11 protein-coding genes are annotated in these 14,761 nt (G+C 75.5%); 7 read left to right on the top strand and 4 right to left on the bottom strand.

Annotated features, from left to right (window positions below; all coding sequences use genetic code 11):
- Positions 1–55 precede the first annotated feature (55 nt).
- The 3 genes from OIE69_RS25875 to OIE69_RS25865 are packed head-to-tail and all read right to left on the bottom strand — an operon-like array spanning position 56 to position 1,736.
- Positions 56–511: a hypothetical protein gene (locus OIE69_RS25875; protein ID WP_326576081.1), complete on the bottom strand. Its 456-nt coding sequence runs from the start codon at positions 509–511 to the stop codon at positions 56–58.
- Between the two features lie 14 nt (positions 512–525).
- A complete protein-coding gene (locus tag OIE69_RS25870) occupies positions 526–1,209 on the bottom strand; it encodes a hypothetical protein (protein WP_326576079.1) in 684 nt (227 codons plus the stop codon).
- A gap of 2 nt (positions 1,210–1,211) precedes the next feature.
- Positions 1,212–1,736 carry a sigma-70 family RNA polymerase sigma factor gene (locus OIE69_RS25865; RefSeq protein WP_392567679.1) on the bottom strand — a complete coding sequence of 175 codons (525 nt, stop codon included), beginning with the start codon at positions 1,734–1,736 and terminating at the stop codon, positions 1,212–1,214.
- Between the two features lie 99 nt (positions 1,737–1,835).
- On the opposite strand from OIE69_RS25865, the gene OIE69_RS25860 reads away from it, so the two are divergent.
- From OIE69_RS25860 to OIE69_RS25850, 3 genes are all read left to right on the top strand, one after another.
- Positions 1,836–3,260, top strand: a complete 1,425-nt coding sequence (locus OIE69_RS25860) for an amidase (protein ID WP_392567568.1) — start codon at positions 1,836–1,838, stop codon at positions 3,258–3,260.
- A gap of 543 nt (positions 3,261–3,803) precedes the next feature.
- Positions 3,804–5,888, top strand: a complete 2,085-nt coding sequence (gene malQ, locus OIE69_RS25855) for a 4-alpha-glucanotransferase (RefSeq protein ID WP_326576075.1) — start codon at positions 3,804–3,806, stop codon at positions 5,886–5,888.
- 49 nt (positions 5,889–5,937) lie between these two features.
- Positions 5,938–6,174 carry a hypothetical protein gene (locus OIE69_RS25850; protein ID WP_018556540.1) on the top strand — a complete coding sequence of 79 codons (237 nt, stop codon included), beginning with the start codon at positions 5,938–5,940 and terminating at the stop codon, positions 6,172–6,174.
- 214 nt (positions 6,175–6,388) lie between these two features.
- Here OIE69_RS25850 and pepN read toward each other — a convergent pair whose 3' ends face one another.
- Positions 6,389–8,962, bottom strand: a complete 2,574-nt coding sequence (gene pepN / locus OIE69_RS25845; protein ID WP_326576073.1) for an aminopeptidase N — start codon at positions 8,960–8,962, stop codon at positions 6,389–6,391.
- 217 nt (positions 8,963–9,179) lie between these two features.
- Here pepN and OIE69_RS25840 point away from each other — a divergent pair, with 217 nt between their 5' ends.
- From OIE69_RS25840 to OIE69_RS25825, 4 genes are all read left to right on the top strand, one after another.
- Positions 9,180–12,590: a beta-N-acetylglucosaminidase domain-containing protein gene (locus tag OIE69_RS25840; protein ID WP_326576071.1), complete on the top strand. Its 3,411-nt coding sequence runs from the start codon at positions 9,180–9,182 to the stop codon at positions 12,588–12,590.
- A 115-nt stretch (positions 12,591–12,705) separates the two neighbouring features.
- Positions 12,706–13,245 (top strand): PadR family transcriptional regulator, encoded by a 540-nt coding sequence (locus OIE69_RS25835; RefSeq protein ID WP_089226956.1) that lies wholly within the window; start codon positions 12,706–12,708, stop codon positions 13,243–13,245.
- Positions 13,242–13,937, top strand: a complete 696-nt coding sequence (locus OIE69_RS25830; protein ID WP_326576068.1) for an ABC transporter ATP-binding protein — start codon at positions 13,242–13,244, stop codon at positions 13,935–13,937. The genes OIE69_RS25835 and OIE69_RS25830 overlap by 4 nt, the downstream gene beginning before the upstream one ends.
- Positions 13,934–14,725 (top strand): ABC transporter permease, encoded by a 792-nt coding sequence (locus OIE69_RS25825; protein ID WP_326576066.1) that lies wholly within the window; start codon positions 13,934–13,936, stop codon positions 14,723–14,725. Before OIE69_RS25830 ends, OIE69_RS25825 begins: the two co-directional genes overlap by 4 nt.
- The last annotated feature ends 36 nt before the right edge of the window (positions 14,726–14,761 follow it).

The raw sequence follows: 14,761 nt of genomic DNA, 5'->3' as shown, positions 1-14,761 counted from the left end.
GCCACGGCCTGATCACCGCCTGAAGGGGCGGGCGCTCCCCGGAGCGCCCGCCCCTTCAGCTCTGCCGCCACTCGTACTCCTGCTCCCCGCAGCGCAGCGAGCGTGAACGGGGCAGCGCACGCCGCACCCACTCCCGCGTCAGGGCGATGTCCTCGCCCTGGTGGACGAAGGTGGAGCGCCAGGGCCGCAGCCCGACTCTGACGAGCACGCGGCTCCCCACGGCCAACTCGGGCTCCCCCTCCTCGTCACGGTCGACGGAGAGGGTCAGCCGGCGGTCCCCGCGCTCGCCCTTGAGGTAGCGGTCCACCTCCATCCGCAGCGACACCCGGTCCGGTCCCTCCCCGGGCGTCACCCGCAGCACCGTCCCCTCGGCGACGAGTTCGGTGCAGGCCAGCACTTCCGCGTCGGTACTACGGACCGAGTCGGCCTCGGCCTCGCCGCTGCCGGTCCCGCAGCCGGCGAGCGCGAGCAGCGCCGCCACGGCGAGGGCCGGTCCCGTCCTGCGTCCCATGTCCTGTGCTCCCCTCATGCGGTGTCGCTCTCGCACGGCAGGCCCCGGGAGGCCGTGAGTGCCTTCTCCATCCAGGCGCGGGCGGAGGCGATGCCCGCGGCGCCCTCGTACAGGTCCACCGGCTCCCCCGGGAGGACGGAGACCATCACCAGGACGCGGGACCCGGGTTCGGGGGGCGGGGCCACGTCGTCGTGGTCGTCGTCGACGTGGATCGTGAACGCCAGCCGGGGAGCGCCCCCGGCGGGCTTGAGGCGGCGGTCGACGTCCACCACCACACGCAGGTCGCCCGGTTCGCCGGTGGGCGTCACCTCCCGCACGGTGCCCTCGGCGATGTCGCTCGCGCAGGCGACGATGCCCTCCGGCGTGGGCTTCGCGTCGCTGATCGCCGAGTCCCCGCCCAGGGCGGCGTTCCGCGCCAGGACGACTCCGCCGATCCCCACCACGCCCGCCACGACGGCGGCCAGGCACCACGCGAGCGCCCTGGGCCCGCGGGGGCGGCGCGCCGCGGGCGGGGCGGGCCGCGCGGCGAGGGCGTCGCCGATCAGCCGCACCTGGGTGCGCAGCAGGTCCACGTCGGCGCGCGCGGCGGCGTACGCCCGATGCGCCTCGCCGCCGGCGGACGCCTGCGGAGGCACGTCCGCGAGGGCGGCCGACAGTGCCTCGTCCGCCTCGCCCGCGCCCTGCTCGATCCCGCTCATCGTCACACCACCTCCTTCGTGTGCAGCCGGCCGCGCAGCGCACGGACGGCGGCGTGCAGCCGGCTCTTGACCGTGCCCTCCGGGACGCCGAGCGCCGTGGCGATCTCCGCCACGGGCAGGTCGGCGTAGAAACGCAGCGTCAGCACCTGCCGCTGCCGCGGCGGGAGTTCCTGCAGCCCGTCGGCGACCGCCAGGGCCAGCACATGTGCCTCTCCCCCGCCGTGCCGGGCCTCGTCCCGGGGGGTCAGGGCCGCGAGGCGTTCGCCGAGCCGCTCCTGCCGTCGTCGCGAACGGTGCCAGTCCATCGCCACGTTGGACGCGGCGACGGCCGCCCACGCCCCCGGGTCCCGCAGCGGCTCGCGGCCGCGCGCCCGGTGCTCCAGCAGCTTCAGCCGCACCTGCTGGACCCCGTCCGGCAGGTCGACCGCCGGCACCCCGCCGAGCGCCAGCACGGCCCGTACCCGGTCGAGGTGCTCCGGCGCGAGGGGGTCCTCCCCTTCCCCCGGCCGGGACCTCCGTCTCAGCAGCGCCACACCCCACCCCTTCCGCGATTTCCCCTATGACGCGGCAGCGGGGGAAAACGTTCACCCCTCCTGCGCTCCAGGGCCAGGCCCTAACCTGGCGGTGTGTCCGCCCCTCATGAACTGACGATGCTGGAACAGGCCGCGGCCGTCCGGGCGGGCGAACTGTCGCCCGTGGAGCTGACGGCCCACTACCTCGACCGGATCGAGCGGTTCGACCCGTCGCTCGGGGCCTATCTGACCGTCACGCCCGAACGCGCCCTGGAGGACGCGAGGCGCGCCGAACGCGTGCTCAAGGAGGGCGGACCGCTCCCGCCGCTGCTCGGCGTGCCGGTACCGGTGAAGGACCTGACGCCGGTCGCCGGGGTGCGCTTCACCTCCGGGTCGGCGGTCTTCGCGGACCGGGTCGCCGACCGGGACGCGTACCTCGTCCGGCTGCTGAGGGACGCCGGGACCGTCCTCACCGGGAAGACCAACACCCCGGAGTTCGGGCTCCCCGCCTACACCGAGGGCGCCGCGGGCCCGCCGGCCCGCACCCCGTACGACCTCGCGCGCGGCGCCGGCGGCAGCAGCGGGGGCGCCGCGGCGGCCGTGGCGGCCGGGCTCGCGGCGGCGGCGCACGGCAGCGACGGGGGCGGCTCCATCCGCATCCCGGCGAGCTGCTGCGGGGTCGTCGGGCTGAAGCCGAGCCGGGGCCGGGTGAGCCCCGCACCGTGGGGCGACGCGAGCGGACTGGCCGTCAACGGGCCCATCGCGCGCACGGTCCGGGACACCGCGGCGCTGCTCGACGTACTGGCGGTGCCCGCGCCGGGCGATCCCTTCCGGCTGCCGCCGCCGGAGCGTTCGTTCCTGCGGTGGTGCGAGCGGGAACCGCACCGGCTGCGGATCGCCCGCTGGGCGGTGCCGGACGTCGCGGGCGTGGAGGTCGACCCGCAGGTGCTGGCGGCGTACGAGCGCACCTCGGCGCTGCTGGCCGGGCTCGGGCACGAGGTCGTGGACGTACCGCAGCCGCTCGCCCCCGGCGACCGCGACGCCTTCACCCCGGTGTGGGCCGTGCTGGCCGCGCTGGCCCCCGTGGCGCCGGAACGGGAACGGGAGCTGCTGCCGCTCACCCGCTGGCTGCGCGCCCAGGGGAAGGACGTGGGCGGTCTCGATTACGCCCGCACGCTGGGGGTGATGCAGGGTGTGGGCCGCAAGCTGGCCGAGGCTGCCGAGCCGTACGACGCGGTGCTCACCCCGACGCTGGCGCAGCTCCCCGCCCCGGTGGGCGCCCTGCGCGACGACGACGACCCGGAGGCCGACTTCGCGGCGCAGTTGGCCTTCACGCCGTTCACCGCGCCCTGGAACATCGCCGGGCTGCCCGCGGTGTCGCTGCCGCTGGAGTGGTCCCCGGCGGGGCTGCCCGTCGGCATGATGCTCGGCGCCCGGCACGGCGAGGAGGGCCCCCTGCTCGCCCTCGCCGCCCAGTTGGAGGCCGCGTCTCCCTGGCGGGCGCGTACCGCTCGCGCGTTCGACCTGCCGTTCCCGTGAGCATCGGCGGCCCGGTTGGGTGCGGGCCGGTTGTTTGTGTGCGGGCTTCTTGCGCCTGCGGCGGGCGGTTTCCCCGCCCGCCCTCCCGTGGCCCCGGTCGGTCAGTGCGGGTCTGCGGACTGTCCGTCGGTGGGTCGGTGGCGCATGACGGCCGGTTGGCGGTGAGGAGGCACTCCGGGGCCACCCCGGACCGCTTCATCCCCCACCGGCCGTTGGTCGCTCGCGATGCGGCGGGGGTGGGGTCGTAGGGGTGGGCGTTCTGGACGCTGACGTGTATTTGTTGTGCGGCAGAGCGGCACCTGTCCGGAATGCCCGCTAGGCACATAAACATGCGGTACGGAATGCCCACCCCGGAGGCCCCGCCCCCGGCCCACCCCACACATGGCGACACCCGCACCACCCATCCGGGGCAACCCGGGTTCACGTGCCGCCACTCCTGGGCGGGAGCGCGTGCACGGAATGCGACTGCTCCGCCACGCAGTGGGTATGGCTGAGGCTGTCCGGAGAACCCGCACGCGCGATGACGCCCCGGGAGGGCATCCCATGACCGAAGCCGCCGACCGGGACAGACTCGCCGCGCTGCACGGCGTGGACGTCACCTACCGCCCGTCGCCGGACCGCGAGGTGCGCGTGCCGGACGGGACGGTCGTGGCGGTGCTGGCCGCGCTCGGCGTGGACGCCTCGACCCCGGCGGCGGTGCGGAACGCGCTGGCGGAGCACGAGCACCGTGCCGGGCGCCGGCTGCTCCCCCGCAGCGTCGTCCTGCGGACCGGCCGTCCGCTCGGGCGCCGGCTGCCCGAGGGCACCGTGCTGGGGCTGACGGCGGAGGACGGCACCGAGATTTCCTGGGACGGCGGCGCGCCCCTGCCCGTGGGACGGCACGTGCTGCGCGCGCAGGCCCCCGACGGGCGCACCGCGCAGGCACAGCTCGTCGTGGCGCCCGAACGGCTGCCCGGGCCACCGGAACGGGTCCTGGGCTTCATGGCGCAGCTGTACTCCGTGCTGTCCTCGCGGTCCTGGGGGATGGGCGACCTCGGCGACCTCGCGGACCTCGCGGCATGGACGGGCCGGGCCCTGCACGCGGGCTTCCTGCAGGTCAATCCGCTGCACGTGGCCGTGCCCGGGCATCCGACGGACCCGTCGCCCTACCGTCCCTCCTCGCGGCGCTTCCCCGACCCGGTGTACCTGCGGGTGGAGGAGATCCCCGAGTTCGCCTACCTCGGCCCCGACGACCGCGACCGCGCCGCGGACCTGCTGCGCAAGGCGGCGGTGCTGCGCGACTCGGTGCTGCTGAAGGACGCCCTGATCGACCGTGACGCGGTGTGGGAGCTCAAGCGCGAGGCGCTCGCGCTGGTCCGCAGGGTGCCGCTGTCACCGGGGCGGCGGGCCGCGTACTGCGACTTCCTCGCGGACCAGGGGCAGGCGCTGGACGACCACGCCACCTGGTCGATGCTGGCCGAGCTGCACGGCCCGGACTGGCGCCGCTGGCCGGCGGGGCTGCGCGACCCGCGCTCGGGGCAGGTCGCGCGGCTCCGCGGCGAACGGCTGGACCAGGTCGACTTCCACTGCTGGCTCGCCTGGCTGACGGACGCCCAGCTGGCGGCGGCGCAACGTGCGGCGCGGGACGCGGGCATGGCGGTCGGCGTCGTCCACGACCTCGCGGTCGGGGTGCACCCCTCCGGTTCCGACGCCTGGGCGCTGCAGGACGCCCTCGCACACGGGATGTCGGTCGGCGCGCCGCCGGACGCCTTCAACGCCCACGGCCAGGACTGGGGCCTGCCGCCCTGGCGCCCGGACGCCCTGGCCGCCACGGGGTACGCGCCCTACCGGGACCTGCTGCGCAACGTGCTGCGGCACGCGGGAGGCCTGCGGATCGACCATGTGATGGGGCTCTTCCGCCTGTGGTGGGTGCCGGAGGGCGAGCCGCCGACGCAGGGTGCGTACGTCCGTTACGACGCCGAGGCGATGCTCGGGATCCTCGCGCTGGAGGCGCAGCGCGCCGGTGCCGTCGTCATAGGGGAGGACCTCGGCACGGTCGAGCCGGGCGTCCGCGAGGAGCTGGCCGACCGGGGCATCCTCGGCACGTCGGTGCTCTGGTTCGAGCGGGACTGGGAGGGGGCGCACGGCTCCGCGCGCGCCCGGCCGCTGCCGCCCGCGGCCTGGCGGGCGGACGCGCTGGCGACGGTCACCACCCACGACCTGCCCACGACGGCGGCCCGGCTGACCGGGGAGCACGTCGTTCTGCGGCACCGGCTGGGGCTGCTGACCCGGCCGCTGGAGGTGGAGCAGGCCGAGGACGCGGTGGAGGTCGCGGAGTGGCTGGCGCTGCTCGGCCGGCTGGGCATGCTGCCGGAGGGCGCCCGCGACGAGGAGGCCGTCGTGAAGGCCGTCCACCGCTTCCTGGCGCGCACGCCGGCCCGGATGGTCGGGGTGTGGCTGCCGGACGGGGTCGGCGACCGCCGCCCGCAGAACCTGCCGGGCACGTGGGACCAGTACCCCAACTGGCGGCTGCCGGTCGCGGACGCGGAGGGACGCCCGCTCACCCTGGAGCAGCTGACGGCCTCGCCGCGGCTGCACGCGCTGGCGCACGAGGTGCGGACGGCGATGGCGGCGCCCCACGGGCCCTGAGACCACCCCCGGGCGCGCGGGCCGCGGGAGCGTTCGCTACTTTGAGACCGTGGACAAGCTCAACAAGAACGCCCTGCGCGCCGGTGCCGTCACGGCCGGCACGGCGCTGATGCTGCTGATGTCGTCCCCCGCGTTCGCGAACACTCGCGACGACGGCGACGACCCGGGTCCCGGTCTGAGCGTGATCGAGACGCTCGGCCTGTACCTCGTCCTGCCGATCGTCCTGTTCCTGGTCATCGCGGGCCTGGTCGTCGCAACCGACAAGTCCCGCAAGACCCAGAGCTGATCCTCTACCCACCTCGCTGACCGGGCCGCGGAGCACCGCGGCCCGGCTTCGGGCATTCCCCCCGCCGGTCAGCGCGTCGCCGGCGACCGGTGCCGCGGCAGCGCGCGGGCATCCCCCGAACGGCCCAGTGGTCCCGCCACGCCGCCGGAGTGCGGAAGGCACGAGGCCCCCCGCGGCGCCATGCCGCGGGGGGCCTCTTCGGTGCGGGTGCGGGTCAGCCGGCCGCCGCCGCGTCCGCGGCGCGGGCCTTGAGGGCGCGCTCGACCCCGGCACGGCACTCCGTCACCATGCGCCGCAGCGCGGGCGCCGGATCGGCCGCCTCGAGCCAGGCGTCGGTGGCGTCCAGGGTGTCCTGGGAGACCTGGAGCGCCGGGTAGAGGCCGACGATGATCTGCTGGGCCATCTCGTGGCTGCGGGAGGAGAACACGTCCGAGACCGCCGCGAAGTACCGCTGCGTGTACGGCGCCAGCAGCTCGCGCTGGTCCGGCTCGGAGAAGCCCCCGATGACCGCCTCCTGGACGGCGTTGGTGAGCGTCTCCGCCTCGACGACCGAGGCCCACGCCGCGGCCTTCGCCTCGGCCGTCGGACGCGCCGCCCGGGCGGTGGCCGCGTGCCGCTCACCGGCCGCCGTGGCGTCCCGGCCGAGCTCGGCGGCGATGGCCTCCTCGTCGGCACGGCCGGTCGCGGCCAGCCGCTCCAGCAGGGACCAGCGCAGCTCGGTGTCGACGGCCAGGCCCTCGATCGTCTCCGTGCCGCCGAGCAGCCCGGCGATCAGGTCCAGCTGCTCCTTGGTGCGGGCCGTCGCGGCGAACGCGCGGGCCCAGGCGAGCTGGTGGTCGCCGCCCGGGGTGGCCGCGCGCAGGTGCTCCAGGGTCGCCTCGGTCCACCGGGCGAGGCCGGTCTCCCGCCACTCGGGCGCGGCGTACAGCTCCAGTGCCGTCTTCACCTGGCGGTGCAGGGACTGCACGACGCCGATGTCGGACTCCTTGCCGATGCCGGAGAGCACCAGCTCCAGGTAGTCGCGGGTGGCGAGTTCGCCGTCGCGCGTCATGTCCCACGCGGAGGCCCACACCAGGGCGCGCGGCAGGGACTCGGTGAAGTCGCCGAGGTGCTCGCGGACGGTGGCCAGCGAGACCTCGTCGAGCCGCACCTTGGCGTACGACAGGTCGTCGTCGTTGAGCAGCACGACCGCCGGGCGCCGGACGCCGGTGAACTCGGGCACCGCCGTCAGCTCGCCGTCGACGTCCAGCTCGACGCGCTGGACGCGCACCAGCTTGCCGTCCTGGAGTTCGTACGCGCCGACCGCGATGCGGTGCGGCCGCAGGATCGACTCGCCCTTGGCGCCGGCCGGCAGCGCCGGGGCCTCCTGGCGCACGGCGAAGGAGGTGATCGTGCCGTCGGCGTCGGTCTCGATCTCCGCGCGGAGGATGTTGATGCCCGCGGTCTCCAGCCACTTCTTCGACCAGGTCTTCAAGTCGCGGCCGGAGGTCTCCTCCAGGGCGGACAGCAGGTCGGCCAGGCGGGTGTTCTTCCAGGCGTGGCGCTTGAAGTACGTCTGGACGCCGGTGAAGAACGCGTCCGTGCCGACGTAGGCCACCAGCTGCTTGAGGACCGAGGCGCCCTTGGCGTAGGTGATGCCGTCGAAGTTGACCTGGACGTCCTGCAGGTCGTTGATCTCCGCCATGATCGGGTGGGTGGACGGCAGCTGGTCCTGCCGGTACGCCCACGTCTTCATGGAGTTGGCGAACGTCGTCCAGGACTGCGGCCACCTGCCGCCGGGCACGTCGGCCTGGCAGGCGATGGAGGTGTAGGTGGCGAACGACTCGTTCAGCCACAGGTCGTTCCACCACTCCATGGTCACCAGGTCGCCGAACCACATGTGGGCCAGCTCGTGGAGGATCGTCTCGGCGCGCGCCTCGTAGGCCGCGTCGGTCACCTTGGAGCGGAAGACGTACTGGTCGCGGATGGTGACCGCGCCCGCGTTCTCCATCGCGCCGGCGTTGAACTCCGGCACGAAGAGCTGGTCGTACTTCGCGAACGGGTAGGGGAAGTCGAACTTCTCCTCGAACCAGTCGAAGCCCTGCCGGGTGACCTCGAAGATCGCGTCGGCGTCGAGGAACTCCGTCAGCGAGGGGCGGCAGTACAGGCCCAGCGGCACGCTGCGGCCGCCCTCGCCCTCCCAGGTGCTGTGCACGGCGTGGTAGGGGCCGGCGATCAGCGCGGTGATGTACGTGGAGATGCGCGGGGTCGGCGCGAAGCTCCACAGGTTGCCGGCCGGCTCCGGGGTCGGGGAGTTGGAGACGACCGTCCACCCGGCCGGGGCCTTCACGGTGAAGGTGAAGGTCGCCTTGAGGTCGGGCTGCTCGAAGCAGGTGAAGACCCGGCGGGCGTCCGGGACCTCGAACTGGGTGTAGAGGTAGGCCTGCTTGTCGACCGGGTCGACGAAGCGGTGCAGGCCCTCGCCGGTGTTGGTGTACGCCGCGTCCGCGACGACCCGCAGCTCGTTGGCGCCGGCCTGCAGCGACGGCAGGGCGATGCGGCTGTCCGCGAAGACCTCGGCCGGGTCCAGCGCGGTGCCGTTGAGCACCACCTCGTGGACCGTGGGGGCGACCAGGTCGATGAAGGTCGAGGCACCCGCCTCGGCGGAGTCGAAGCGCACCGTGGTCACCGACCGGAAGGTGCCGCCCTCCTGCGCCCCGCTCAGGTCGAGCTCGATGTCGTACGCGTCCACGGTGAGCAGGCGCGCTCGCTGCCGCGCCTCCTCACGTGTGAGGTTGGTGCCGGGCACGTGTCCGTCTCCTTCGTCGGGTTTTCGGCCATCCTCGCACGCGGCGGGGGTGGAACGGCCGGGGGTTTTCCCTCGACGGGCAGGTCGTGTCCCCGGCCGCCGCCGGCTACCGGCGGTACGGGCCGCGGGCACGGGGCGGAAGGGCCGCGGGCACGGGGCGCAGGGGGCGCGTCCGCACGTTGACACGCCCTCCGCGCGGGTGATGGGCTGTCGGACCATGACCCCGGGCAGGAGAACCGCCGCGACCCACACGGCAGCGCTCGTCGCCGCCGTCGTCGGCGGGGTGCTCGGCACCGCGCCGGCCGCCCTGGCCACCCCGCCCGTCACCCCGGCGACGGCGCCCGGCGCCGCGGACGACACCGCGGCGGCGGGCACCGTCCCCGCCGTCCACCCCCGGCCGCAGTCGCTGCGCCATCGCGGTGCCGCCGTCGCCGTGCCGGACACCGCGACCCTCGTCGCCGGGCCCGGGGCCGACCCCTACGCCCTGGACGCCCTCCGCGCGATCCTGCGCGGCGCGGGCGTGACCACGCTCCGCGAGGACACGGCGAAGCCGCGCGGGCTGGCGGTGTACGCCGGCGGCGCACAGGCCGACTCCGCGCTGCGCGCCCTGGGCGCGGCTCCCACCGGGGACCTGCCCTCCGGCGGCTACCGCCTGGCCGTGGGCCGCAGCGGCGGCCGCGACGTCGTGGCGCTGGACGGGGCGGGCGAGGACGGGCTGTTCCACGCGGCGCAGACGCTGCGCCAGTTGACGACCGGCGGGGGCCTGCCGGGCGTCGTCGTCCGCGACTGGCCCGCGGCCGCGACGCGCGGTGTCGCCGAGAGCTTCTACGGCGAACCGTGGACCCCGGAGCAGCGGCTGGCCCAGCTGGACTTCCTCGGCCGCACCAAGCAGAACCGCTACCTGTACGCCCCCGGCGACGACCCCTACCGCCGGGAACGCTGGCGCGAGCCCTACCCGGCCGCGCGCCGCGCGGAGTTCCGCGAACTGGCCGAGCGGGCCCGGGCCAACCATGTGACCCTGGCGTGGGCCCTGTCGCCGGGCCAGGCACTGTGCTTCTCCTCGCCGCAGGACCGCAGGGCGCTGCTGCGCAAGGCCGACGCCATGTGGGCGCTGGGCTTCCGCGCCTTCCAGTTGCAGTTCCAGGACGTGAGCTACAGCGAGTGGCACTGCGACGCCGACGCGGACGCCTACGGCGACGGCCCAGAGGCGGCGGCCCGGGCGCAGGCCGACGTGGCCGACGCGCTCGCCGCCCACCTGGCGGAGCGCCACGGGGCCGTCGTACCGCTGTCGCTGCTGCCGACGGAGTACTACCAGGACGGCGCGACCGAGTTCCGCCGCGAGCTGGCCCGGGTCCTCGACCCCGGGGTCGAGGTGGCGTGGACGGGCGTCGGCGTCGTCCCGGGGGAGATCACCGGGCGGCAGGTCGCCGACGCGCGGGCGGCGCTGCAGCACCCGCTGCTCACCATGGACAACTACCCGGTCAACGACTTCGCCGAGGACCGGATCTTCCTCGGCCCCTACACCGGGCGCGAGCCCGCGGTCGCGTCCGCCTCGGCGGGCCTGCTGGCCACGGCGATGCGCCAGCCCGCCGCGTCCCGGATCGCGCTGTTCACCGTGGCCGACTACGCGTGGAACCCGCGCGGGTACGACCGCGCGGCGTCCTGGCGCGCCGCGATCGACGACCTGGCGGGCCCCGAACCCGGGGCGCGGAACGCGCTGCGCGCCCTGGCGGGCAACGCGGCCTCCTCGGCGCTGGACGAGGGCGAGTCGGCGTATCTGCGGCCGCTCATCGCGGAGTTCCTGGCCGCCTATGCCGACGGCGGCCGCGAACGGGTGGAGAAGGCGGCCGCCCGGCTGCGGGAGGCGTTCACCACGATGCGCGGCGCCCCCGAGCGCCTGGACGAACTGGCGGGCGGTTCCTTCGGCGGCGAGGTGCGGCCGTGGCTGAGCCAGCTGGCCCGGTACGGCTCGGCGGGCGAGCACGCCGTCGACATGCTGGTGGCGTTGCGCGCAGGCGACGGCACCGGGGCGTGGAAGGACCGCCTCGCGCTGGAGCGGGCCCGCCGGCGGATAGCCGACAGCCCGGCCACCGTGGGCCACGGGGTGCTCGACCCGTTCCTGGCCAAGTCGCTCGCCACGGCGGACGCGTGGACCGGTGTGCGCACCGCGGGCCGCAAGGCCACCGCCACCCTGGGCTCGGCCCGGTCCACCGATCCGTCGCTGATGACCGACGGCAAGGACGGCACCGCCTGGGCCAGCGACGCCCCGCCGCAGCGGGACGACACCTTCGGGGTCGACCTGGGCGCCACCCGCACGATCCACAGCGTGCGCGTCGCCATGGGCGCCGAGCGGCCCGGCCCCGAGCGCGACGACTACCTGCGTCAGGCGGTGCTGGAGTACTCGGCGGGCGACGAAGGCGGCTGGCGGACCGCCGCCACGGTGAACGACGACCGCACCGTGACCGCGCGGCTGCCCGGGGGCACCCGGGCCCGGTACGTGCGGCTGCGCGCGACGGCCCCGCAGGAGAACGCCGTGTCGGTGAGGGAGTTCACCGTCACCACGGAGGACGACGGCGCCTCCGGCGCCTACGCGGCCGACCCCGCGGCCCTGGCGGCCTCCGACGGCGACGCCACGACCACCGTCCGCGTGCCCGCGGAGGGGCTGACCCTGGAGTACGGCTCGGCCCGCCCGCTGGAGGCGCTGACCGTGCTCACCGACACCGGGCCGGGGGCGGCCGGGTCGGTGGAGGTGCGGGTGCCCGGCCAGGGCTGGCGCCGGCTCGGTGCGCTGGGCGGCGGCTGGACGGAACTGCCCGCGCGGGGCCTGCGGGCCGAGGCGGTCCGGGTCACCCCGTCGGCGGGGGCCCACCCGCCGGTCGTGCACGAGATCGTGCCCTGGTACGCGGACCGGCCCGCGGCCCGGATGACGCTGGACCGCACGGAGACCGACCTCGAACTCGGCGGCGCCCCCGCGACCGTCACCGCGGAACTGACCGACGCCTCGCCCTCGTCGGCCACCGTGTCGCTGACCGCCGAAGCCCCGGAGGGCGTCCAGGCCGTGACGCCCGGTGAGGTGGAACTGCCGCGCGGCGGAAAGGTCGTGGTGCCGGTGCGGCTCTCCCTGCCCGCGGACGGCGTGCCCGGCGTGTACGAGGTGCCGCTGGCCTTCCGCGCCGAGGGCCGCACCGTGCGGCAGACCGTCACCGTGCACGCCTATCCGCGCACCGGCGGCCCCGACCTCGCCGCGGGCGCCCCGGCCACCTCCTCCGGCGACGAGACGGCGGACTTCCCGGCCTCGGCGCTGACCGACGGCGACCCCTCGACCCGCTGGTCCTCCCCGGTGCGGGACGACGCCTGGGTGCAGGCCGAACTGCCGCGGGCCGCCAGGCTCGGCCGGGTGGTGCTGCGTTGGCAGGACGCGTACGCCTCCCGCTACACGGTCCTGACCTCGGCCGACGGGCAGAGCTGGCACACCGCGGCGGTGGTCTCCGACGGCCGCGGCGGCACCGAGTCCGTACGGCTGGACGCCCCGTCCGACGCGCGCTTCATCCGCGTGCAGGGGCTGGAGCGCGGCACGAAGTACGGCTACTCGCTGTACTCGATGCAGGCGTACGCCGTCACCGACTGACCCGGCACCGGCCGCCCTTCCCAACCCGCCGCCCTCCGGGGGCCGTTGCGCGACGGCCGCGCGGCTGCCACTATTCACTCAGTACATGTATTGAGTGAATAGAAGGGGGGCGTGCATGAGCACGGGCAACGTCCTGCTGGGTCTGCTCGCCGCCGGTCCGGGCCACGGCTACGACCTCAAGCGCCGGCACGACGAACGCTTCCCCGAAGCCCGCCCCCTCGCCTACGGACAGGTCTACACGAGCCTGCAGCGCCTGGTGCGCGACGGCCTCGCCGAGGTCGACGCCACGGAGAGCGACGGCGGCCCGGAGCGCACCACCTACCGGCTCACCGAGCGGGGCTCGCTGACTCTGCGGACCTGGCTCGGCGAGCCCGTACCGCCCGCGCCCGTCAGCGCGGCCAACGAGATCTTCGCCAAGGTCACGGCGATCATCGCCTCCGGCTTCGGCGACCCGGCCGCCTTCCTGCGCCTCCAGCGCGCCGCCCACCTCGCGCGGATGCGTGAGCTCACCGCCGTGAAGACCGTGGCCGGCGCCCCGCTGTCGGCCGTGCTCTCCGCCGACTACGCCCTCACCCATCTCGACGCCGACCTGCGCTGGATGGACAACGCCGCGCAGCGCCTCGGCGCACTGGCCGAGGAGGTCACCTCAGCATGACGACACCTCTGATCGAGGCCCGCGGCCTCGTCAAGCGGTACGGCACCACCGACGCGTTGCGCGGCGCCTCGCTGCGCCTGCTGCCCGGGGAGGTGCTGGCCGTCACCGGACCGAGCGGCAGCGGGAAGTCCACCCTGCTGCACTGCATGGCGGGGATCGTCCGGCCCGACGAGGGCGAGGTCCGCTACGGCGCCGAGCGCCTCGACCAGGCGGGCGAGAACCGCCGTTCCACCCTGCGGCGCACCGACTTCGGCGTCGTCTTCCAGTTCGGGCAGCTGGTCGGCGAACTGACCGCCCTCGACAACGTGGCCCTGCCGCTGCTGCTGGCCGGGACCTCGCGCGCCGCGGCCCACAAGAGCGCCGGCACCTGGCTGGAGCGCTTCGGCGTCCTGGGCCAGGCGGGCCTGCGCCCCGGCGAGATGTCCGGCGGCCAGGGCCAGCGCGTCGCCCTCGCCCGCGCCATGGTCACCACGCCCAAGGCGGTCTTCGCGGACGAGCCGACCGGGGCCCTGGACTCCCTGGCCGGCGAGCAGGTCATGACCGCCCTCGTCCACGCCACCCGCGAGTTCGGCACCTCCGTGCTGCTCGTCACCCACGACGCCCAGATCGCGGCGTACGCGGACCGTGAGGCGACCGTCCGGGACGGCGTCGTCGAGACCGAGGACGAGCCCGCCGCGGAGGTGACCCGGTGAGCGCGCTGCGCTCGGACGCCCTCCTGGCCTGGGCCATGCTGCGCGGCTCCCCGCGCAGCGAGCGATGGCGTCTCGCGCTGACCGCGCTGGGCGCGGCCCTGGGAACGTGCTTCGCGCTCGCGGCCGCGGTCGTGGCGGTGATCGGCACCCGGTACGGGAGCGGGCCTCCCCGGTACACCACCGGCCTGCTCAACGAGGGCGGTCTGCGTCCGGGCGTGATCACGGCCCTGCTGCTGCTCATCGTGCCGGTGCTGGCCTTCGTCGGGCAGTGCACACGGATCGGCGCCGTGCAGCGCGAGCGGCGGTTCGCCGCGCTGCGGCTGGCCGGGGCCACCCCGCGCCAGGTCCGGCGGATCGGCGCGCTGGAGACGGCCGCCGCCTGCGGCCTCGGGTCGCTGGCGGGTATGACCGGCTTCCTGGTGCTGCGGGCGGTCCTGCACGCGGGTCAGCGGGCCGGCGGCGGGGACGACGGCCCGCAGCAGCGTGCCCTGACCTGGCCGACCGACGTACCGGTGCCGTGGGCGGCTTTCCTGGCGGTGGTGCTGGGCCTGCCCCTGCTGGCGACCCTGGAGGCGTGGTTCACCCTGCGCCGGGCGGCCACCGATCCGCTGGGGGCGGCCGTGCGGCGGCGCCGCCCTCGCCGCTTCCGCAGGGTCGGAAAGCTGCCGGGCCCGCTGGCCCTGCTGGCGGCCACCGGGCTCGTGCTGATGGCGATGTCCAGGGACATCGGCCCCGACACGCCGTTCTTCCCGGCCACGGGCCTAGTAGTGCTTGGTCAGGTCGGCTGAGTCTGTGCGTGTCCTTGTGGGGTGGTCGGGCGTTGG

The sequence above is a fragment of the Actinacidiphila glaucinigra genome, assembly GCF_035918135.1.
GTDB classification, from domain to species: Bacteria; Actinomycetota; Actinomycetes; order Streptomycetales; family Streptomycetaceae; genus Actinacidiphila; species Actinacidiphila glaucinigra.
The sequence above is the reverse complement of the archived record's forward strand: the minus strand, read 5'-3'. Positions and strand labels throughout refer to the sequence as shown.